The organism is Candidatus Microthrix subdominans (assembly GCA_016719385.1).
GTDB lineage: Bacteria > Actinomycetota > Acidimicrobiia > Acidimicrobiales > Microtrichaceae > Microthrix > Microthrix subdominans.
This window is the reverse complement of the sequence record JADJZA010000008.1, coordinates 328881-349949: the sequence shown is the minus strand read 5'-3', so window position 1 is coordinate 349949 and position 21069 is coordinate 328881. Positions and strand designations below refer to the sequence as shown.

At 69.1% G+C, this 21069-nt stretch carries 21 protein-coding genes; 1 reads left to right on the top strand and 20 read right to left on the bottom strand.

The genetic code is table 11. The annotated features are described in order from the left end of the window. Positions 1-36: 36 nt before the first annotated feature. The 10 genes from IPN02_16030 to IPN02_15985 form a co-directional block, all read right to left on the bottom strand. Positions 37-537 carry an NUDIX domain-containing protein gene (locus IPN02_16030; GenBank protein ID MBK9298314.1) on the bottom strand — a complete coding sequence of 167 codons (501 nt, stop codon included), beginning with the start codon at positions 535-537 and terminating at the stop codon, positions 37-39. Then, on the bottom strand, positions 534-1007 hold the full coding sequence (locus IPN02_16025; GenBank protein MBK9298313.1) for a GNAT family N-acetyltransferase: 474 nt from the start codon (positions 1005-1007) through the stop codon (positions 534-536). Before IPN02_16025 ends, IPN02_16030 begins: the two co-directional genes overlap by 4 nt. Continuing rightward, positions 1004-1552, bottom strand: coding sequence for a hypothetical protein (locus tag IPN02_16020; protein MBK9298312.1), 549 nt, complete (start codon positions 1550-1552; stop codon positions 1004-1006). Before IPN02_16020 ends, IPN02_16025 begins: the two co-directional genes overlap by 4 nt. Further along, entirely contained in the window at positions 1549-2082 is a 534-nt protein-coding gene (locus tag IPN02_16015; GenBank protein ID MBK9298311.1) for a DUF4193 family protein, read from the bottom strand. The genes IPN02_16020 and IPN02_16015 overlap by 4 nt, the downstream gene beginning before the upstream one ends. Positions 2083-2249: 167 nt before the next feature. Beyond that, positions 2250-3872 carry an FAD-dependent thymidylate synthase gene (locus IPN02_16010; protein MBK9298310.1) on the bottom strand — a complete coding sequence of 541 codons (1623 nt, stop codon included), beginning with the start codon at positions 3870-3872 and terminating at the stop codon, positions 2250-2252. 67 nt (positions 3873-3939) lie between these two features. Next, complete coding sequence (locus IPN02_16005) at positions 3940-5205, bottom strand: M20 family metallopeptidase (protein ID MBK9298309.1); 1266 nt, start codon at positions 5203-5205, stop codon at positions 3940-3942. A gap of 59 nt (positions 5206-5264) precedes the next feature. Continuing rightward, positions 5265-5969 (bottom strand): hypothetical protein, encoded by a 705-nt coding sequence (locus IPN02_16000; GenBank protein ID MBK9298308.1) that lies wholly within the window; start codon positions 5967-5969, stop codon positions 5265-5267. Further along, a complete protein-coding gene (locus IPN02_15995) occupies positions 5966-8740 on the bottom strand; it encodes a DEAD/DEAH box helicase (protein ID MBK9298307.1) in 2775 nt (924 codons plus the stop codon). The genes IPN02_16000 and IPN02_15995 overlap by 4 nt, the downstream gene beginning before the upstream one ends. Beyond that, positions 8737-9507, bottom strand: coding sequence for a twin-arginine translocase subunit TatC (gene tatC / locus IPN02_15990; protein MBK9298306.1), 771 nt, complete (start codon positions 9505-9507; stop codon positions 8737-8739). The genes IPN02_15995 and tatC overlap by 4 nt, the downstream gene beginning before the upstream one ends. After that, the gene (locus IPN02_15985) at positions 9504-10268 is read right to left on the bottom strand and encodes a twin-arginine translocase TatA/TatE family subunit (GenBank protein MBK9298305.1); all 765 of its coding nucleotides are present in this window, start codon (positions 10266-10268) and stop codon (positions 9504-9506) included. The genes tatC and IPN02_15985 overlap by 4 nt, the downstream gene beginning before the upstream one ends. 107 nt (positions 10269-10375) lie before the next feature. Between IPN02_15985 and IPN02_15980 the strand changes: the two genes are divergently transcribed. Further along, positions 10376-11077, top strand: coding sequence for a hypothetical protein (locus tag IPN02_15980; protein ID MBK9298304.1), 702 nt, complete (start codon positions 10376-10378; stop codon positions 11075-11077). 3 nt (positions 11078-11080) lie between these two features. Here IPN02_15980 and lepB read toward each other — a convergent pair whose 3' ends face one another. The 10 genes from lepB to IPN02_15930 form a co-directional block, all read right to left on the bottom strand. After that, complete coding sequence (gene lepB, locus IPN02_15975; GenBank protein MBK9298303.1) at positions 11081-11851, bottom strand: signal peptidase I; 771 nt, start codon at positions 11849-11851, stop codon at positions 11081-11083. Further along, entirely contained in the window at positions 11848-12816 is a 969-nt protein-coding gene (locus IPN02_15970) for a WYL domain-containing protein (protein ID MBK9298302.1), read from the bottom strand. The genes lepB and IPN02_15970 overlap by 4 nt, the downstream gene beginning before the upstream one ends. Continuing rightward, positions 12813-13757 carry a WYL domain-containing protein gene (locus tag IPN02_15965; protein ID MBK9298301.1) on the bottom strand — a complete coding sequence of 315 codons (945 nt, stop codon included), beginning with the start codon at positions 13755-13757 and terminating at the stop codon, positions 12813-12815. Before IPN02_15965 ends, IPN02_15970 begins: the two co-directional genes overlap by 4 nt. 41 nt (positions 13758-13798) lie before the next feature. Next, complete coding sequence (locus tag IPN02_15960) at positions 13799-14854, bottom strand: DUF3866 family protein (protein MBK9298300.1); 1056 nt, start codon at positions 14852-14854, stop codon at positions 13799-13801. A 120-nt stretch (positions 14855-14974) separates the two neighbouring features. Continuing rightward, positions 14975-16333: a Pup--protein ligase gene (gene pafA, locus IPN02_15955; GenBank protein ID MBK9298299.1), complete on the bottom strand. Its 1359-nt coding sequence runs from the start codon at positions 16331-16333 to the stop codon at positions 14975-14977. 43 nt (positions 16334-16376) lie between these two features. Further along, complete coding sequence (prcA, locus tag IPN02_15950; GenBank protein MBK9298298.1) at positions 16377-17243, bottom strand: proteasome subunit alpha; 867 nt, start codon at positions 17241-17243, stop codon at positions 16377-16379. Between the two features lie 66 nt (positions 17244-17309). Further along, positions 17310-18095, bottom strand: coding sequence for a proteasome subunit beta (gene prcB / locus IPN02_15945; GenBank protein MBK9298297.1), 786 nt, complete (start codon positions 18093-18095; stop codon positions 17310-17312). Between the two features lie 37 nt (positions 18096-18132). Then, entirely contained in the window at positions 18133-19410 is a 1278-nt protein-coding gene (locus IPN02_15940) for a DUF839 domain-containing protein (GenBank protein ID MBK9298296.1), read from the bottom strand. 17 nt (positions 19411-19427) lie between these two features. Beyond that, positions 19428-19637 carry a ubiquitin-like protein Pup gene (locus tag IPN02_15935; protein ID MBK9298295.1) on the bottom strand — a complete coding sequence of 70 codons (210 nt, stop codon included), beginning with the start codon at positions 19635-19637 and terminating at the stop codon, positions 19428-19430. 163 nt (positions 19638-19800) lie between these two features. After that, entirely contained in the window at positions 19801-20961 is a 1161-nt protein-coding gene (locus IPN02_15930) for a DUF839 domain-containing protein (GenBank protein MBK9298294.1), read from the bottom strand. Positions 20962-21069: the final 108 nt, after the last annotated feature.

Sequence of the window (21069 nt, the reverse complement as noted above, 5' to 3'; positions counted from 1 at the left end):
ACCTTCGGGTGGGCCGCCGGGCGGGTGATCGTCGGGTCAGACGATCGTGTCGATGATGCGGTGCTCGGAGAGAAACTCCGCCAGTCCGGGTGTCAGGTCCATCTCGGCGACATCCCACACCGGCACCCAGGCGACGTCGGACGCGTCCGAGCCGGCGATCGGGCGCTGATCCGGGTCGAGCAACGTGATCACGAAGTTGGCGACCACAAAGTGGTTGTTTCCCGGTCGGGCAACACCCTGCTGATCGTCGTGAGGATCATCGTCGTTTCCAAACCCGGGGAGCAGCTCGGCGAGACCCAACAGGTCGCTACACACACCGACCACTCCGGTTTCCTCGCGAAGCTCTCGGATCACCGCTTCGGCCAAGAGCTCGCCCCGCTCCACCCGTCCCCCCGGCAGGGTCCAACGCCCGATGTGAGGCTCGGTTCCCCGACGAACCAACAACAGCTCATCGCTGCTCTGCACGACGGCGCCGACGGCCAGCTGGGGGCGGCCGACAGGATCGACAGCTCCGTCGCCCGCAGCCAGGCCGATCATCGGGTTGGTTCGAAGCTGCGGTGCACCACGATCGCGCGAGCGATCAGCCCGGCCGCTTCGAAGAAGTTCTTGGTGTCACGATCGCCGGGCAGCGCCATCGATTCGATGCCTATGCACCCCGTGGCTCTCGCCCAGAGCTCCACCGCCTGAATCAGCCGACGACCGACGCCCACCCCTCTGGCCTCGGGTTCGGTGTACAGCTCTTCGATCAGCGCCAGGCGTTTGTCGGACACGACCTCGTGGCGCGCCACAACGACGCCGACCGGGACGCCGAGGACCGTACCGACCAGCACCAGGCCGTGCTCCGCCCGGTGACGAACGCGTTCCTCGGTCACCGGAACGGCGTTGACCGTGGCCCACATCTCGCCGTCGCGCTGTTCGAGTTGATGGCGATGGGCCTGCTCGAGCAGATCGACAACCCCGGCGACGTCGGCGTCACCGATGGGACGGACCTGGAGCGCGTCGGTCACTGGGTGGACTGCAGCTGTCGGATCCGGGTCAGGATCGTTCGCCGTCCACGGTGCGCGCGCTCGTAGGTGCCGATCGCTGCCAGCTCGGCGGCGTCGAGGCCCGGAAGTCGCTTGACCACCTGGGAGGCCGCCAGCTCGTCGTAGGACGGGATGGCCAGCTCGTCGCTCGTCGGGACCGGCGGCTGTTCCGATGCTGCAGGCTCCTCGGCGACGGCGACCTGGGAAGCGCCAACGTCCGAGGAGGGACCAACCGCCGAGAGGCGATCGGTAGGCCGCAACGGGGTGACGTTCGAGCTGCGGGCCATCGAGCGCACCGGGTGCAGGCGGGGACGGTCGAGCATGGCCACCACCGGGGCATGCACGGGCAACCCCGCCTTGGCCCCGACCAGGCGTCCCAACGTCAACCCGAGCGCAACCTGGCCCTGGGTGCGCGTGATCAGCCGGTCGACGACGCCGGCGGAGCCGATCGCCAGCCGGGCGAGCGGAGTGTCGAAGAGCACGTCGCCGGAGCTGTCCTCCGAGCCGGACGGTCCCACCGGGCTCACGACGTCCCGAAGGCGATCTCGATACCGGGGCAGTCCTCCTCGCCGGACGGACACACCGGATTGGACCGGCGGCCGAACTGGCGGGGGTGGACGACCATGAAACAGCCGGGGCAGGAAAACTCCCCTTCCTGTCGGGCGGTGACGCCATCGGCCTGTTCGGCGACCGTCTTCTTCACCGGGACGACGAGGGCTTCGTCCTCATCCTCGTCGTCGTCGTCGAGGTCGTCCTCCGAGGCGATCTTACCCTTGAGGATCGTGTCGAGGTCGGCCTCAACGTCGTCGGGCCCGAGATCCTCCTCGTCCTCCTCGTCATCGTCGGTCGAAGGCTTGGCCGCCTTCGAGGCGCCCTCGGCCTTCTCGTCCTCGTCATCGATTTCGTCGTCGACGGTGCCGATGACGGCATCGTCATCCTCGTCGACATGGAGGTCGTCGCTCAGGTCTTCTTCGTCGAGTTCCTCTTCGTCAACGTCGTCGACGGCGCCGGCGTCGTCGTCAAGCTCGTCGATTTCATCGATGTCATCGGCAGCCATGGGGATTGCATCCTCGAAACGTCAGCGGGTCATCGGGCGGCATACTAGACAGCTCTGGCGTCGTCGCCGACCCGGGCTCCGGTCGGAGCCGCTGCATTGCCTACAACCTGGGAACGGCGGCGTCCACCTCAGCGGGAAAAATCCGCCCTGCGGCAATCCTGCGACGCTCAGGATGTGGGCCGTTCGCGCCGTGCCTCGGCCCGACGTTCGGCCTCCAAGCGCTCCAGCTCCACGCCCGAACCGTGATCGACAAAGCTCATCATGTCGGCGACGAGGCGGTGGCCGGCGACCTCCGCGATCGCCCGATGCATGTCCTGGGCCACCGTTCGGTAACTGGCATGCCCCTGGGGAGCCGAACGCAGCTCGGTGAGGTGCATCGCCTCGCGTGCGTTCAGGTTCATCGTGAAGCGGACCCGGTAACCCAGCGCCACCGCATAGCTGGCCCGATCCGGAAACTGGCGTGCGAGCACATCGTGGAGGCCGGCCGACGTCGCCATCGCCTGGTCGTAGGCCGCAGCCGCACCGGCGTCATCCACCTCGGTCGGGCGGAGGTACCCGTGATGGGGCGTGAGGTTCTGCCACTCGATCGTCATCATCCGGTGCCGCTGGAGGTCCCGGAACGCTCCGTAGTCGGCGACGATCTCGAAGCGATAGTTGACCCGTTCCAGGCCTCGGCCGGGTTTGTGACGACGGTTGGAGCGCTGACCGACATAGGCGGCGACGACCGACTTACGGTCGGCGGCACCCATCGCCGCCACCTCGTCGAGCAGGGTGGTGTCGCTCAGGTGGGTGTGGGGCGCCAGCATGGCGGCGATCATCTTCACCTCGGCGTCGGGGTCCCAGTCCACCAGCCGCACCGATGCCTCTGGCACGGCGTCCACGCGCCCGTCGAAGAGCCGCTGGGCCACCCCGCTCATCGCTGAGCGGTTGGTGGACAGGTAGTCGCTCCAGGCCCCGCCCCGATCCGGCACGTCCACACGCTTGAGGAACGACGGGATCACCTTGCGCAGCTCGAAGAGCATCTCGTCCGCATAGGCCCGCGCCTCGGGCAGAGGGTGGGCCCGCATGCGCAACAACATCGCTTCGTAGGCCTGGCCGCTGCCGTAGATCCCCACGTTGGACTGTGCTGCGGCCGGCAACAGGCCGCGCAGCGCGTCGAACGACTTGGCCCGGATCGATTGGCGGTAGACGAAATCCGAATCGTCGGCGTCCTTGGGGTGGACCCGGCGAAAATGGTCGCCGAGCACCGGCAGCAGCGACGAGTAGGCGTCGAACATCTCGTCCATGTCGCCCACGTACCGGGCGCCGAGCCGGGAGGTGAGGATGCCGGGGTCCCGGTAGTAGCGAAAACGGCCGTTTGCCCGGACGTCATAGGGGATGTACCGGGTGGACTGCTCCAGATAGCTGGCCAGGCGCCCCCATTCGAGCAGCTTGGTGAGAAGGTTGGACGCCTGCTCACAGGCCAGGTGGACGCCGCCCAGCTGGGCGACCGAGTCGTCGCCGTACTCGACGAAGACCTTCTCGTAGAGCCGTTCGGCACGATCGAGACCGACATCGCCTTCCTCGCCGTCGCCGCCCCCGGCGGCAGGCAGGGCGAGAGCGCCGGCGAACTCGTCGAGGAACAACCGGCGCAGCGACTTCGATGAGCGGCTGTAGCGCGCGAACAGTGCCCCCTTCACCACCTCGGGGAGGTTGATGAGCGCGAACACCGGGCGATCGAGGTTGGTGAAGTGCCGGTTCAGAACGGCGATCTCATCGCCGGTGAACTCCTCGGACTGGTAGGTGAACACGGGCCGAGACTATTTCAAACCCGCCACCCGCCGAGGGACCATGGGACCCACCACCTACTTCGCTCGTTCACTTTGGTCCGCCGGTCCGTGATCCGGTTGCCGACCGATGGTCGGCGCGGGCCGACGCCAGCACGGCCGGGTCGCTCCACAGGTCGACGGCGACAGCAGCGAGCGCCTTGGCGCCGTCGAGCACCGCCCGATCGCCCGCCGGCGAGGCGGCCGACGCAGCGAACGCCTCGGTGTGGATCGAGCTGCCGGGCGGCCCGACGGCGATCGTCGGGTGGATGCTGGGCACTTCGAGGCTGACGTTGCCCATGTCGGTCGAACCGATGGTGAGCGAGGCATCCTCGACGCCGGCGACCGTGCGGCCGAGAGCGGCGGCGTGCAGCGCATAGCGGGCCCCCAGGGTGGGATTGTGCAACAGCTCGGCGTAGGGGGCATCGACCCAGGCGACCTCGAGCTCGCAGCCGGCGCTCTGGGCGCCGCCGGCCAGGGCGGCCAGCACCCGGGGCTTCAGCTCCTCGAGGCGTGCCAGCGTGCCCGAACGTACGTAGTAATGCGCCGCTGCCCGGCGCGGCACGATGTTGGGCTGCTCGCCCGCTTCGGTGAAGATGCCGTGGACCCGCTCGTCGGGGGCGATGTGCTGGCGCAGCGCAGCGACGGCGTTGTACCCGAGGACGGCGGCGTCGAGGGCATTGCGGCCCAGCTCGGGATGGGCGGCTGCGTGGGACGCCTTGCCGTGATAGGTCACCCTCAGCTGTTGGATCGCAATGGCATACATCGACTCGACGTCGGCCGACGAGGGGTGCAACATCATCGCTGCGTCGACCCCCTCAAGCGCCCCGGCGTCGATCATGGCGATCTTGCCGCCACCGCCCTCCTCGGCGGGCGTGCCGAGGATCACCAGGTTGCCGTTGAGTTCGTCGACCACCGCTGCTGCGGCCAGGCCGGCACCCAGGCCGGCGGCGGCGATGATGTTGTGGCCGCAGGCGTGACCGATGCCGGGCAGGGCGTCGTACTCGCAGATCACCGCCACCGTGGGGCCCGCTCCCCCGCCGGCGCGGGCCTCGAACGCGGTGTCCAGCCCGTAGGCGCCCCGGGTGACCGCCAGGTTGGCCTCCTCGAGGACATCGCAGAGCAGGTCGTGGGCACGATGTTCGGCGTAGGCCAGTTCGGGATCGGCATGGATGCGATGTGAGACGTCCACCAACCGATCGGCCAGGCGGTCGACCTCGTCGAACACCCGCTGCCGTGCCTCGGCGGCATCGGGTTGGCCGCCATGCCCACCCGTTGCGCTCGGGTCCACAGAATCGTCGTTGCGCAGGTCCGCCATCGTCTCAATGTAGGCCAGGCCGCCCACGATCGAACCTGGGGTCCGACGGGCCCCTGCCGCTACATGACCGCCGTGAAGGCGTCGGGGATCAGTTCGACGCCGAAGTCGTCGACCATGCCGGTGTCGACCCCGTCGACATAGAGGCGCCACGGCCCCATGCCGGCGTCGAGCGCCTTCGGCCTGGAGGTCGTCAGGCCGGGATGGGGCAGGTGCGTTCCGGCGGCCAGCCGACCGGGGAGCTGGCGGCGATCGCGGGCACCGAGGCGCCCCTGGGTCACCTCGAGTCGGCCGTCGTTGGGATGCCCTCGCGGCGCGATGTTCCAGTCGCCGACGAAGGCGGCATTGGCGATGATCAGCGTCTCGTCGACGAACCAGGGTGCCCGTCGCAGCTTCGGCGAGTGGCGACGGCCTCGCAAGGCGCCGACCAATCGGTCGCTCGGTCGACCGGCCTCGGGCGCGCGGAACGCAACGACGTGGGCCACCGCCACCGCAGGCTCGCTCGAGACACCGTCGGTGGTCGAGCGCACCACCAGCGCGTCGAGCGGATACCGCCAGGCGTCCTCATCGGTCGGCCGCCGCCCCGACGGTTTCCCGCCCAGGGTGGAGAACAGGTCGCCGCCGATCAGCCCGGTCGGTTCCGGCACGTCGCCGGCCAACACCGCTGCTGCGACGACCCGGGCCAGCTCGGCGTCGGTGGCGGCCACCGGTCCAGCCGCCTCGAGCGGGCCCTGCCGCCCCCACGGTTGTCCCTTGGCGATCGTCACCGGCGAGGCCGCTCCCCCGCCGAATCGGGGGCGTCATCGTCATCGTCGACGACGGGGTCGTCGTCGAACTCCAGGTCGGTCATCGTCGACACCACCCCTCGGTGGAGACCATCCACCGCCGTCCGGGCGGTGGCTGCCAGCGCATGGCGATCGGTCACGTCGGCGATCTGGCGGGTCAGGTCGATCAGCTGACGAATCCAGCGCACGAAGTCACCGCCGGACAGGTCCTCGCCGACCACGTCGGCCAGGCCGGCGCCGGCCACCCAGGAATAGGCGACCTCGACCATACCCGGATCGGGCGAACGGCTGAGCGGCAGCCCCGCCGCCTCCTCGGCCTCGTTGACCTGCCGGGCCGCCCGCTCGATCTGGGAGAAGCGACGGCGCAGGGTCGAGTTGGGAAACCTCGGCTCGGGTGGCGGTTCGGAGCTGCGGTGCTCGTAGGTGAAGGTTGAGATCAGCCCGGCCAGCTCGGGGGCATCCAACCCGTCGAACAACCCGGTCTCCATCGCATGGGTGATCACCAGGTCGGCCTCGTGATACAGCCGGGCCAGCCGCCGCCCGCGCTGTGTGAGCTGCCAGCCCTCCAGGTAGCCACGGGCTTCGAGCACCGCCAACCGGGCGATCAGGCCCTGCTCGAGCGCGGTGTTTCGGCCGGCGATGCGGCGTCGCAGCGCCTCGGCGTCCCGCTTCAGGGTGGTTGCCTCCTCCAGCCCCGCCAGGTGGTCCTCGGCGTGCGGACAGCCCGCCACCGGATGCTCCTCTGCACGGGGGCGATCCGGAACGGCCGAAGCCAGCGAGGGGGGCGAGGGGGGTGCCGTGCTCGAAGGCATAGCGGAGCGGCCTTCGTGTGTGGTGCCGCCCTCGTCGCCCAGCCCCAGGCGCTGCTTCTTGGACGAGCGACGGCGGGGGTTGCGGCGGCGGAGTGCGAGCCCCGCCTCCTCGGCGAAACGGTCGGTCTCCGGCCGGTACGGCACCGGCAGGTCCACCCGACCCACCACGACCGGTTCGCCGACAAAATCCATGTGGGTCAGCCGTTCCGGCTTTCCGCCGACGTCGGAGACGCGGAGGCGCACCCGGTTGCGGGAGCGGTGGGCGACGGACAACACGACCACCGGCTCCCCGCCGACGGGATGCTCGATCACCTCGCCGGGGACCAGGTCGCCCACCGCCTCGCTCACCACGAGGTCGGTGTCGCCGTCGGGGCGACGCACGGCCCCCGGCCTCGCCGGCGTGGCGGCGCGCTCGGCCGCCGTGATCGCTGCGTACTCGACGACGTCGCCGAGCTCGCAGGTCGCCCGCTGCTCCGCCCCGGCGATGCGCTCCTCGAGCCGATCGAGCCGTGCCCGCAGCCGCACCAGGTCGGCGTCGGCCTGAAACTGGGCGAAGCTCCGCTGAAGCACGCCCAACGCCTCGTCCCGCTGGTAGCGGGCCACCAGGTTGACCACCATGTTGTAGGTGGGGTGAAAGGCCGAGTTGAGCGGGTACTCGCGGCTGCCCGCCAGCGCAGCCGCCTGGTCGAAGGTGACGAACGGCGACCAGGCGACGACGGCGAAGCCCAGCTCGTCGATGCCCCGACGGCCCGCCCGGCCGGTGAGCTGGGTGAACTGGGCCGGGGTCAAAAAGTCGTGCCCGTCGCCGGTGTACTTGGTCAGCTTGTCGATCACCACGGTGCGGGCGGGCATGTTGATGCCGAGGGCCAGCGTCTCGGTGGCGAACACCACCTTGATCAGCCCCAGGGTGAAGGCCTCCTCGACCGCCTCCTTGAAGGCGGGCACCATCCCGGCATGGTGGGCGGCCACTCCGGCCTCCAGCGCCGCCACCCAGCGGTCGTAGCGCAGCACCTTCAGGTCGGCTGCGCTTAACGACGCGGTGTGGGTCTCGGCGATCGTACGGATGAGCGCCCGGTCCTCCTGACTGGTCAGGCGGACCCCGGCGTCGCGACAGGCGGCCATCGCCTCGTCGCAGCCGTTGCGGCTGAAGATGAACCAGATCGCCGGCAGCAGGCCCTCGGCATCGAGGCGCTCAACCGTCTCCACCTTGCGCGGCATGGCAAAACGCCCCCGCCGGCGTCGCTGCCCACCAGGTCCCCGGTGACCGGTGTTGGGGGCCGCATCGAAGCGGTGGCCCTCCGGGTTGGGGCGGCCGTCGACGAGCAGCGGCAGAAGGTGGTCCTCCGGGGCGCTGCGGTCGGCGACCAGGTACAGCGGGCGCAACTCCACCGGGCGCTCGTGCTCGATCACCGTGCGAGTGGGCCCCCGCAATGCCCGAATCCACTCGCCGAGCTGTTCGGAGTTGGACACCGTGGCCGACAGCCCCACCAACTGGGCGCCCGCCGGCGCGTGGATGATCACCTCCTCCCAGGTCGGCCCCCGCTGGGGGTCGGCCAGGTAGTGCACCTCGTCCATGACGACCACGCCCAGACCCGCCAGGTTTGGGCTGGTCACGTAAATCATGTTGCGCAGCACTTCGGTGGTCATGACGATCAGGTCGGCCGAGCCGTTGACCGCGTTGTCGCCGGTGAGCAGGCCGACCCGGCCAGCGCCCCAGCGGGCCGAAAAGTCACGGAACTTCTGGTTGGACAGCGCCTTGATCGGGGTGGTGTAGAACGCCCGACGACCTTGGGCGAGGGCCCGGTCAATGGCGTGCTCGGCCACGAAGGTCTTGCCGGCGCCGGTCGGAGCCGCCACCAGGACCGACTCGCCGTCGTCGATCGCCTCGATCGCCCTCAGCTGGAACTCATCGGGGACGATCGGGTCGCCGGCGTCGCTCACGACAGACGTGCCTTCTCCCGACGTCGAACGATCAGACGCCCGGCGAGGATCGACGCCTCGTAGAACACGTACAACGGGATGGCGAGCGCAAACATCGAGATCGGGTCGACGCTGGGGGTGATGATCGCCGCCAGCGCAGTGATGCCGACGATCGCCTCGCGCCGCCACTTGGACAGCGTCGAAGGCTGGACGACGCCGACGAACTGCAGCGCGATCAACAGGATCGGGAACTCGAAACCCACGCCGAACGCCGCCATCGTGAACAACACCAGCGTGGTGTACTTCGTCACGTTGGTGAGGTTGTCGATGCCCTCGCCGCCGATGGTCAACAGAAATTCAAGCGCCTTGGGCAGGGTCAGGTAGGCAACGGCCGCCCCGGAGACAAACAGCGTTGTCGACAGGGCGACGAAGGTCGCTGCGTACGCCTTCTCCTTGCGGTACAGGCCCGGGGCGATGAAACGCCACAGCTGGTAAAAGATCACCGGAAGTGCGATGAAGATGCCCGAATAGCCCGCCACCTGGGCGCGGAAGCCGAACGGTTCGAGCGGGTCGAAGCTGGTCAGGGCACAGGTTTGACGCTTCGCTTCGACCACGTCGCAGTACGGCACCGTCAGAAAGCTGAAGATCTTCTCGTAGAAGATCCAGCCGACCACGGCGCCGATAACGATCGCCACCGCGGCGCGCAACAGACGGTTGCGCAGTTCCTTCAGGTGCTCGATCAGGCTCATGTCGCCCTTGGCGGGGGCGTCGGTGGTCTCCGTGCTCACGAAGTCGGTCCGTCGGGACGGTCGGGTTCGGCGGTGTCGGCTAGAGCTGATGGGTTGGCCGAAGCCTGGTCGTCCTCAGCGGGCTCAACTCGCTGCCCGAGCGGCCCCCCTCGAGCGGTGAACGCAGTTGACGCCACCGGGGTCGACATGGAGGTGGGCGGCCCCTCCTGCTCGGCGACCCTCCCAGGAACCCTTTCGGGGGCGCCCGCGCCAAGGGGGGCGGCGCGTGTGGTGAACGCAGCGTTGTCGGGCACCCCGGCGTCGAGTCGACGCTGGGCGGCCACCTCGGAATCGACGGGCACCCGTCGCCCACCCAGCTTGTCGTCCATCGTGGTCGGGTACTGCGGCCCGTTGCCCGGGGGTAGGCCCGGCTCGGGCAGGTCGGCGATCGTTGGAGAGGCCTCCGGCTGAACGGGCGCGTCCAAGAGCGCCTTGACCTGAGCTGCCTCCTCGTGCAGATCGAACTCGGCCATGCGGACGATCTCTGAGAGCTTCTGGCGCGGCCGCATGGCGAACTCGCCGATCTCCCGCAGCGGTTGCATCGCCGGGTCGTCGACCACACCGCGTACCTCGTCGGACATCGACGACATCTGAGCCCTTGCCTGGGCGATGCCGCGGCCGATCTTGCGCGCCATCTCGGGAAGCCGGTCCGGGCCGACGACGACCATGAGTAGGACGAGAACGGCGAGAATCTCCCACCCACCGATGTTGTCGACGATCAGGCCGAACATTGAGGTTGTGAGATCAAGAGGGGCCTGCACCACCCGCCCAGTCTAGGGGCCGCTCGGCACCTCGCCTTGGAGCCCCAGCAGCTGAACATGACTCACTCGTGTGGCGCGGACGAGCGCCGGTGCAACACGATGGGGTGATGTCTCATCCCACGCTCGGCGAGCCGGTGCGCTACCTGGCGGACGGCGGCGCCCCGGAACGGGAGGCCGATCACTCGCTGGCCGGGTTTCGTCTCGCCCGGCGGCTGGGCGCCGACGGCTGGGAGGTGACCGGACATCGCAGCGCCGATGATGTCGTCGTGCTTGCCCGAAACCCCACCGTCGGGTGGCGTCGGCGGTCCCGCTCGGCGATCCCCGCCGCCGACAGCGAGGCCCCACCGCTGGCCGACCTATTGGCGATCGACGCCGATCAGGCCCCGCTGGTGTCGATCGCGGTGGCCGACCGGGAGACGCTGGACGCGGTGATACTTGCCGCCGCCGGCGCCGGGGCGACCGGGCGGATGTGGATCCGCTGCGGCGACCTCGAGGTGCTGGCAGCAGCGGCCGCCGACCTGGGCCCCACCCGACCGATGCTGATCCACGAGGCTCCGCTCGCCGCCATGGCAAAGGGACCCGAGCGCCATGCCTCTCAGCTGCGGGCGGTCGGCGTCGACGGACAGGCGATGGCCTTCGGCCAGTGGACCGGCGGCCTGACCGCACTGTTCCATCGCTTCGATCGACTGTGCGTCGGTCGCAGCGCAACGCACGTTCGCATGATCAAGGAGTTCGTCGAGATGGGCGTCGACAGCGCCAGCAGCCTCAACCCGGAACGCCTCGACGAGGCCCGCGGCAAACTGCCCTAAGCGCTACAGCCCGCCGATTCGGCCGGGCGGCCACACGCGGGTGGTCGCCCGACCCACGATCGCATCCTCGGTGATCGGCCCAAAGCACCGGCCGTCCTTCGACGCCCCTCGGTTGTCGCCGAGCATCAGCACCCGCCCCTCGGGCACGTCGATCGGTTCGGCCATGTCGGTACGGGTGCCCGGGGGCAGATAGCTCTCGTCGATGGGTTCGCCGTCGACGAGCACCTCACCCTCGGGGCTGGTGATCTCCTCGCCCGGCAACCCGATGACCCGCTTGATCAGGTCCTGAGGGTCGGCGGAGGCAAACGGACACTCGTCCACGTTGGGGCGCTTGAACACGATGACATCGCCCCGGTCGAGATCGGCGATCGAATCGCTGGGCTTCCACACCACCACCCGGTCGCCCTGCTCCAGGGTGGGGACCATCGAGTCCGACGGGATCGAGAATGCCTGGAGGACAAACGCCCGAACCACGAGGGCGAGCACCAGGCCGACGGCGAAAACGGCGATGGTCTCCGCCCAGCTGCGGATCCGTTGGGCGGTGGTCGGGCTGGACTGGTCCATCTGCTTCTCCGTGACCTTCGGCTCGTCGGTGCCCCGCGTCGGTCGACCCGAGACCGACCCGGGCGCCTCAGCCGACCCAGGCGACGCCGACGGGCTGGATGGGTAGGCGGCCCGGCGGCGCAACGGTCGCCCGTCGTCGTCCAGCTGGGGGGCGGGAACAACCCACGGGTCCGGCTGCGGGGTGTCGGGTCCACCCTCGTCGGCGGTCACGACCCCGGATCCATGACGCCATAGCGTTGGAGCACAGCGGTCGCCGCACGCACGCCGGCGTCGATCAGTTCGGGGGGCGCAGCCAGAACCTCGACGTCGGGACCCAGCCGCAACAGCAACCGGCTGAGCCAGGCCTCCCCTGACACGGCCAAGGTGATCCGTTGCGACCCGTCCGCCTCATCGACCACGGACTCGACCGGGTACGTCTCGGCCACCCAGCGATAGCCCTCGGCAACCCGCAGCTCGACGAGCGGCGCCGCCTCATCGGGGCGGAGTGCCAGGTCGGACTCGGCCGGCGGTCGATGCCGGCGATCGGTCTCGAGCACCTCGGCGTCGAGGATTCTGTCGAGTCGAAAGGTGCGGGGGGCGTCAGCCGAGTGACAGTAGGCCGAGAGATACCAGTGCCCATCCCGGTTGCGTACCAGCCAGGGATCGACCACCCGTTCCTCGGCCCGGTCCCGACCAAGCGTGTAGTAGCGCAACCGCACCTGGTGGTCAGCCTCCAACGCCGACGCCAGCAGCTCCCGTTGCCCACCGGCCGCTGCATCGCCCAGATCGACGCTGAGGCTGCGTCCGGGGTCGGCCCCGACCGTGCGGGCCAACTTGGCCAGGCCGCGGGCCAGGGGGCCGTCCGGGTCGGTGCCCGGCGTGGTCAGCAGCGCGGAACCAGCTGCGAGCAGCGCCAGGTTCTGGGCGGGCGTCAGTGCCAAGGGCCGACGGAAGGCTTCGCCGAGGCGCACCTCGATCTGGTCCTCCTCGTCGATCGAGACGTCGACCAGCGCGTCGGGCGTATAGGGGTACACCCCGACCATGAACACGACGTTGAGGTCGGCGAGCAGGTCGTCACGGTCGATGCCGAAGCGTTCGGTCACCTCACCGACGGTGACACCTGGCCGCTCCGCCACCCACGGCAGAACGGCCAGGATGCGCCTCAGCCGATCGCCGGCGGTGACGCGGGCACTCATCGGCGAACCTTCGGGGCCGCCACCGCTGCGGCCCAGGCGATCAGATCGTTGCGTGCCCACTCGGGCGCGATGATCTCGACGCGGTCGAGATGGCTCAGCACATAGCTGCGGAACGGCTCCCATCGGGTCAGCCGAACGCCGAGCACCAACGAGCCGCCGTCGCGCTCCTCGATCACCTCGGCATCGGGCAACTCGAGACGCACCACCGGGGCGACCAGGGCGTCGACGACCAGGGAGATGACCTCCTCGGGCCCGTCGTCGAACGTCCAGGGTTGGCGTCGGCTCACCCCTTCTGCCGACTCGTGAGTTTCCGCCGACCCGGCGGTGCCCAGCTCGATCCGGTCGCCCATTCGGTCGACCCGAAACGACCGGGGTTCGCCCTTCGACCGGTCGAACGCCGCCAGATACCAGCGCCCCTGTCGATACTCGAGCCGCTCGGGGTCGACCGATCGCTCGGTCCCCCGATAGCTGAACGCCGCGGTTGCCCGCTCGCTGACCGCGCTGAACAGCGGGAGCAGCGCCGCCGGGGTGGGCACGTCGGCCGACAGCGAGACGGGCGAGCCGGTTCCCTCACCGAGGGCTCCGCCCAGCTTCCACAGCCCCGAGTCGTCATCGAGGCCCTTCAGCCGGACGATCGATGTCGCCAGGTGCAGGGCGGCGAGCTCGTCGGTGTCGAGCTCCGGATCGTCCATGCCGTAATCGGCGTCGGTCATCCGGTAGCCGACCACCGGCGGGTCGACGCTGCCCAGATCCTGCATCAGGATGGGCAGGCCCATCGCCCGCAGGTCGTCCTTGTCGCGTTCGAAGGCCCGATGGAAGGCGATGTCACCCTCCGGGTAGCCCTCCACCCGCTGATGGATCTCCTCGGCGCGCAGCGGGCGCGGGCTGTCGATCAGTGCAGCGATCAGGTTGAGCTGTCGTTCGAGCTTCTTCGTTGACACCGGAGTGTCACTCTAGATCAGGGCGCACGCCCAGCCGACCGTCAGCCGAGCAGCTCGGCGACCACCGCTGCCGCTGCCGCCGCCGCCTGAAAGAACAGCGGGTCGGCGTCGGGGCCCCGTCCCATCGTCGTCACCCGCAGCCCCAGGCCGTCCAGTGTCTCGGCCGGGTCGGGCACCTCTCCCACCGCTCGTGATTCCACGCCGGAGAGCGTCGCCGCCTCGGGGGGGACCGGCGCCACCATCGGTCGAGCCGAGCACAACCGGGCAGCGGTCGCCGTGTGGTGGCTGACCCCCTGATGGCGTCCACGAGCGTCGCCGTCGGAGGCCCGCACCGCCAGCACCGGGGTGCCGCCCAGCTTGCGGGCCAGGTCCAGCACATGGGCGACCTCCACCGAGGTGGTGCCCAGCGACGTGCCGGTGCCGACCACGCCCGGCCCCATTGACACGACGATCGCATCGGCGTCGAACACGTGACGGGCCAGGCCGAGCGCCGACGCCACCGACACCGCCTCCAGGTCACCGCCGAAGGCGTGGCCGGCGCTGACCGTGCCGCACAGCACGCCGGCGTCGACCAGGTCGACGACCAGGTCCGACATCACCAGCGGCAGCGCGGCTCCGTCGGTCATGACGTAGGCGATGCGCGCCTGGGGCCGCAGGCGCGCGATGGTGGCGGCGACGACCGCCATCTGGCTGTGCAGCGAGCAGGCGACCACCGGCACCCCGCCCAGCGGACGGTCGGCCGCGGCTGGATGCACCAACTCGTCGGTACCGACATCGACCTGCAGGCTGGTGTAGCGCAGCTTCATCACATGGTCGGGACCGGGCTGGGACAACGAGCGACGTGACAGGTTCCAGTGCACGAAGTGCCAGCCGCCCGTGCCCAGTCCGAGCTCGACGGCTGTCGTGTTGCACACCACCTCGTCCCCCAGGTCCACCGGACCGGTGAGTTCGGTGAGGACGTAGGCCCGGGCCTCTTCGACGTGTCCCGGATCGCTCTCGGACTGGGCCTCGTGTTCGCCGAGGCGAACCCACACTCGCTGGAGCCCGGGGCGTTCGGCGATCATGGCGGTCACCAGGCCGGTGCGAAACGTCGGCAACCTACACTCCCGCCTCGATCGGCTGAACGCTCGGACACAACAGGTTCACCGGTCCCACACTCCCGCCTCGATCGGCTGAACGGCCGGACACAACAAGTTCACCGGTTCCACACTCCCTGCCTACAGGCTGTCGATCAGGTGCTCGACCCGCTCGTCGTGGGCGAGGAACGGGTCCTTGCACAACACCGAACGTTGGGTCTGGTCGTTCAACTTCAAGTGCACCCAATCCACGGTGTAGTCGCGTTTGCGCTCCTTGGCCCGTCGGATGAACTCGCCCCGCAGGCGTGCCCGAGTGGTTTGGGGCGCCAGGTCGACCGCCTCGGCGATGGCGTAATCGTCGACCATGCGCTCGACGAGGCCCCTGCGCTGCAGCTTGTAGAACACCGAGCGGGTGCGGTCGATGTCGTGGTACTGCAGGTCGAGCAGGGCCAGCCGGGCGTCGCCCGGATCGAGGCCGTGGCGCTCCCGGTAGGCCTCGACCAGCTGGTACTTGATCACCCAGTCGAGCTCGGTGTTGAGCGTCATCGGATCGTCCTCGAGGCCGACCATGACGTGCTCCCACATCGCCAGCGCCTGCTTTTCCTGCGGGTTGAGCTCGTGGCTGGCGGCGTACCGAAGGGCCCGGTTGAGATACTCCCCTTGGATGTCGAGCGCTGAGGCCTCGCGCCCGTTGGCCAGACGCACCCGGGTGCGGCCGGTGAGGTCGTGGCTGATCTCGCGAATCGCCCGGATCGGATTCTCCAGGGTCATGTCACGCAGCACCACCGTCGGGTCCTCGAGCATGCGCAACATCAACATCGTTGCCCCCACCTTCAAATAGGTGGAGTATTCCGACATGTTGGTGTCGCCGACGATGACGTGAAGGCGTCGAAACCGCTCGGCGTCCGCGTGCGGCTCATCGCGGGTGTTGATGATCGGGCGGCTGCGGGTGGTGGCTGAGCTGACCCCCTCCCAGATGTGCTCGGCCCGCTGGGACACCGAGAAGTGTGATCCCCGACTGGTCGTGATCACCTTGCCAGCACCGGCATAGATCTGCCGGCTGACCAGGAACGGGATGAGCACCTCGGTGTAATGGGCCAGGTCCTCCGAGCGGTTGGTCAGGTAGTTCTCGTGGCAGCCGTAGGAGTTGCCGGCCGAGTCGGTGTTGTTGCGGAACAGATAGACGTCACCGCGGATGCCCTCGTCGTGCAGGCGCTGTTCGGCCGAACCCAGGAGCTGTTCGAGGATGCGCTCGCCGGCCTTGTCATGGGCGATCAGGTCGGTCAACGAGTCGCACTCGGGCGTGGCGTACTCGGGGTGCGAGCCGACATCGAGGTACAGGCGGGCGCCGTTGGCCAGAAAAACATTGGAGGAGCGGCCCCAGCTGACCACCCGCCGGAACAGGTAGCGGGCCACCTCGTCCGGACTGAGCCGTCGTTGGCCGCGCAGGGTGCAGGTCACGCCGTACTCGGTCTCGATCCCCATGATCCGGCGCTGCATCGACCGCAGGCTACTCAGGCCCAGCCGTTTTTGGAGCCGGTCTTCAGGTGCCGTCGTCCGAGTCGGCCTCCGGGGCCTTCTCGTCGTCGTTCTCGGCCTCCGCCGATGCGTCGGTTTCGGCGGTCGACAGGTCGGTGGCACCGGTATCGGTGGTGACCGTTGCAGCGAGGGGTATCTCCTCGACGTCGGACGCCCCATTACCGGAACCGGACTGGTCGCTCCCGCCCACCTCACCGCCGAGCAGTTCGGCGACCTCGTCAACGGTCAGCCGGCGAAATGCCCGATGCTCGACGTTGCGGTCCAGCACCGCCACCTCCAGGTCGCCCGCCGACAGGCTGCGGTCGGGCCCGGCCAGGGCCAAAGCGGCCAGTCGCAGGCCGTCCGCCAAGCTCGGCGTGGCTTCGAACTCGCTGGCCACCCGGTTCCGAACCGCCTCGGCGTCACCGCCCAACACGGTGAAGCTGGCCTCGTCGATCAGTGTGCCGTCGTAGAGGATGTGGAACAGCCGGTCATCGTCGGGCCCGTTCGACACCTCGGCGATCAGGATCTCCACCTCCATCGGCTTCATCTCGTGGGTGAAGACGTTGCCCAGGCTCTGGGCATAGCCGTTGGCCAGGCTGCGCCCGTCCACGTCCTCACGGCTGTAGGCGTAGCCCTTGAGGTCGGCGCTGCGCACCCCGGCGATGCGGAGCTGGTCGAACTCGTTGTATTTGCCGACGCCGGCAAAGGCGATGCGGTCGTAAATCTCGTAGATCTTGCGCAGCAGGCGGCTGGGGTTCTCCGCACAGATCAGGATGGCCTCGTCACAGGACATGCCGATCAGGCTGCGACCGCGGGCGATCCCCTTGCGGGCGTAATCGGCCCGGTCCTTCATCACCTGCTCGGGGGCGACGTAGAACGGCTGGGTCATGGTGCTCCGATCGAAGACAAACGTAGGGAGGGTGCGGGGGACATGGGTCAGCGGCGCCGGGCGGCGCTAGCGCCGTTCCCGCAGGCGCTCGATGAGTGCCTCGGTGCGCTCGGCCAGGCCCGAGTCGTCGATGCGTTCGAAGCCGCGGGCGGTGATGGTGGCCACGATCGGGTAGATACCCCGCAACAGGTCGGGGCCCCCGGTGGCCGAGTCCTCCTCGGCCGCCTGGTAGAGCGCTTCGAGCACGAGGTCGACGGCGGCGGCCTCGCTCAGGTCTCGCCTCCAGCCCATCTTGACGACGGTGCCGGCGTGCAGGCTGCCCGACCCGGTGGCCGTGTGATCGGCCTCCTCGTAGCGCCCGCCGGTCACGTCGTACTGGAACAGCCGGCCCTCGCCTCGCTTCAGGTCGTAACCGGCGAAGATCGGTACGACCGCCAGGCCCTGCATGGCCATCGGCAGGTGCTGGGCCACCATCTGGCTCAGCTGGTTGGCCTTGCCCTCCAGTGACAGGTGATCGCCTTCCACCTTCTCGTAGTGCTCGAGTTGCAGCTGGAACAGCCGGACCATCTGCACGGCCGGACCTGCCGCACCGGCGATGGCGACGCCGCTGTAGCGGTCGCCGGGGAAGACCTTCTCGATGTTGCGGTGGCTGATCAGGTTGCCCGAGGTGGCCCGACGATCACCGGCCATGATCACGCCGTCTGCGAAGCGGACCGCCAGACACGTCGTACCGTGCGGGACGGCAAGGGTGGCGTCGCCCGAGGGGACGGGTGCGCTCAGGCCGCTGTTGCGCACCAGTCGGGCAAAGTCGGGGCCTGGGTCGTCACCCGGCGAGAAGGTGGGGAGGTTCATCGCCAGTCAGCGTAGCGGCGAGGACCCGACGCCCCGGTTAGACCGACGGCAGCGGGCCCTCGACCAGCCAGGTCACCCCGATCGAGTCCTTGCGCCCCCGTTGGCTGGACAGGGTCATGAACTTGCGGTCGGGTGACACGGTGGGGCCGGTGATCTCCGAGCCATCGTGACCCTCGACCCGCAGGATCGGGACGGCGGAGCCATCGAGGCCGAGTGCAACCAGCTCCATATTGCCGCCGTCCTCGGCGGTCAACAGCGTTGCCGACGGACCGTCCCACCACAGGTTGTCGACGCCGGTCAGCACGTCCCCGTCTCCGGTGGCGCCGTCTCCGCTTGCCCGGTAAACGATCGACATCTCGTTGCTGGCCGGGTCGTAGGCCCACACCGTGTTGTCCAGCTTGGTCGAGAAGAAGATCTTGCCGTCGCCGAGCGCGATGCCCTCCCCGCCCGCATACGGGGTGGAGTCGGCCACCTGGGTTCGCGTGGCCATTTCCGCCGCCGACGGGTCGGGCACCTCCGCCCACGTCACCGCTCCGGTGCCGTCGATGCTTCCGCCCTTCACCACCGCAACCTCGAGGGTGCCGGCGCCCAGATCGGGCCACGACGACGGAGTGAAGCGGTAGAAGCGACCGTCGGGCTGGTCCTCGGTCAGGTAGACCGCCTTGCCGGCCTCGTCCACCCCTGCGGCCTCGTGCTTGAACACGCCCAACGCCGGCCGAGCCTCGCCGCTGTTCTCGACGGTCGGATCGGCCTCCCACACACGACCCTGGTCAAACTCCTCGCCCGACAGCCAGGTGCCCCAAGGGGTGGGGCCACCGGCGCAGTTGAGGGTGGTGCCACCGAGGATGCGATGGGCGGCGATCACCTTGCCGTCGTCGGACAGATGGATGGCGCTTGCGCCGCCACCGTTGTCGGAGGCGGCCTCGTGGTTGATGGCCACCCACCAACCGTCGTCGTCCGGGTCGGCGAACGTGGCGGCGCCGTCGGGCGCCGGCGACCAGACGTAGTTGGTCGAGCCGACCTTCTCGCCGGTACGGGCCAGCACGGTGGCGCTCCACCCGGCGGGCACCAACAGGCCGTCGGCACCGGAGTCGATCGTCGGCTTGGACCACGACGCCGGGGTCGACGGCGCGGACGTTGGCACTCCGTTCGTCGAGGTGGACGTCGTCGTCTTCTTCTTTGAACCGGACGTGGACGCGGTGTCGCCGCCATCGGAGCTGCAGCCGGCGCCGACGAGCAAGGCGCCGATCGGCGCTCCGGCCAAGGCGGCCAGCAGCCGACGCCGGGACGAATCGGGTGGGTGCTGCGGACTCATCGCTCCCCCACCTGTGCTTACTCGCCGCCCTTTTGCACGTAGGACTTCACGAAGTCCTCGGCGTTGGTCTCGAGGACTTCGTCGATCTCGTCGAGAAGATCATCGAGCTCGGCCTTCAGCCGCTCGCCGGTCTCGGCCGCCTGGCCACCGGGCACTGCCTCATCGACCTGTTCATCCTCCGCCTGACGGGATGGTGTCGCCTTGCGCTGTGTTTCTCGTTCGGCCATCAGCCCTCCTGGGTCAGGCCGCAACTTAGTCCAGCCGTGTGACTTTTTAGCGCGGGTAAGCGGCCTCCCCCGCGTATCTCGCCCACACGCGTCTGGCGGAACGCGCCGACCAACTCGAAGCCTCGTCGTCAGGCCGACGTGGCGGCGCAGTTCCCGTCCCGGGTCAGCGCGACGGGAAGGCGCCCTCGACCAGCCAGGTCACCCCAATCGAGTTGGCGCTCCCCCGCTGGCTGGACAGCGTCATGAACCGGCGATTCGGTGAGACGGTGGGGCCGGTGATCTCCGAGCCACCATGACCCTCGGCCCGCAGGATCGGAACGGCCGAGCCATCGAGGCCTAGCGCAACCAACTCCATGTTGCCGCCGTCCTCGGCGGTCAACAGCGTGGAGGACAGGTCGTCCCACCACAGGTTGTCCACCCCGGTCAACACGGCGCCGGCGCCGGCCCGGTACACGATCGTCATCACACTGCTGGCCGGGTCATAGGCCCACACCGTGTTGTCGTGCTTGGTCGAGAAGAAGATCTTGCCGTGGCCGAATGCGATGCCCTCCCCGCCCGCATACGGGGTGGACTCGGCCACCTGAGCACGGGTGTCGGTCGTCGCCGCTGACGGGTCGGGCACCTCGGCCCAGGCGACCGACCCCGTGCCACCGATGGTGCCACCGCTCACGACGGCCACCTCGAGGGTTCCAGCGTTCAGGTTGGGCCACGACCTTGGTGTGAAGCGGTAGAGGCGACCGTCGGGCTGGTCCTCGGTCATGTAGATCCCCTTACGGGCTTCGTCCACCGCCGCCGCCTCGTGGGCGAAGACGCCCATCGCTGGTCGCAGCTCACCGCTGTTCGCGATCGTCGGGTTGGCCTCCCAGATACGCCCCCGAACAACCTCCTCGCCCGAGAGCCAAGTGCCCCACGGGGTGGCGCCACCGGCGCAGTTGTAGGAGCTGCCGCCGATGATGCGATGTGCGGCGATCACTTCGCCGTCCTCGGAAAGATGGATGGCGCTCGCCCCACCGCCGCTGCGGGAGCTGGCCTCGTGGTTGATCGCCACCCACCACCCCACGCCACCCGGATCGACGAACGAGGCGGCGCCATCGGGGGCGGCCGACCACACGTAGTTGGTGGAGCCCACCTTCTCACCGGTACGGGCCAACACGGTGGCGCTCCAGCCCTGGGGCACCCACAGGCCGTCGGCGCCCGAGTCGACCATCGGCTGGGTCCACGAGACGGGCGTCGCAACCCGACCGTCGTCGGTGTCGCCGTCGTCGTGGCTGTGCCGGTCGTCGACGTGGTCGACCCGGGGGGTGGGGTGGTGACAGCGTTGCAATCAGCGGCGACGAGCAGAGCGCCAGCGGGCAATCCAGCCAAGGCGGCCAGCAGACGACGCCGGGAGGTGTCGGGCGGGTGTTGATGCTTCATTGGTCCCCCTCAGGGT

Excerpts from the sequence above, each read along its gene's own strand:
- prcB (MBK9298297.1), bottom strand. The coding sequence starts at position 18,095 with ATGAACCTCCCCACCTTCTCGCCGGGTGACGACCCAGGCCCCGACTTT.
- IPN02_15935 (MBK9298295.1), bottom strand. The coding sequence starts at position 19,637 with ATGGCCGAACGAGAAACACAGCGCAAGGCGACACCATCCCGTCAGGCG.
- prcA (MBK9298298.1), bottom strand. The coding sequence starts at position 17,243 with ATGACCCAGCCGTTCTACGTCGCCCCCGAGCAGGTGATGAAGGACCGG.
- IPN02_16005 (MBK9298309.1), bottom strand. The coding sequence starts at position 5,205 with ATGGCGGACCTGCGCAACGACGATTCTGTGGACCCGAGCGCAACGGGT.
- IPN02_16015 (MBK9298311.1), bottom strand. The coding sequence starts at position 2,082 with ATGGCTGCCGATGACATCGATGAAATCGACGAGCTTGACGACGACGCC.
- IPN02_16030 (MBK9298314.1), bottom strand. The coding sequence starts at position 537 with ATGATCGGCCTGGCTGCGGGCGACGGAGCTGTCGATCCTGTCGGCCGC.
- IPN02_15970 (MBK9298302.1), bottom strand. The coding sequence starts at position 12,816 with ATGAGTGCCCGCGTCACCGCCGGCGATCGGCTGAGGCGCATCCTGGCC.
- IPN02_15980 (MBK9298304.1), top strand. The coding sequence starts at position 10,376 with ATGTCTCATCCCACGCTCGGCGAGCCGGTGCGCTACCTGGCGGACGGC.
- pafA (MBK9298299.1), bottom strand. The coding sequence starts at position 16,333 with ATGCAGCGCCGGATCATGGGGATCGAGACCGAGTACGGCGTGACCTGC.
- IPN02_15940 (MBK9298296.1), bottom strand. The coding sequence starts at position 19,410 with ATGAGTCCGCAGCACCCACCCGATTCGTCCCGGCGTCGGCTGCTGGCC.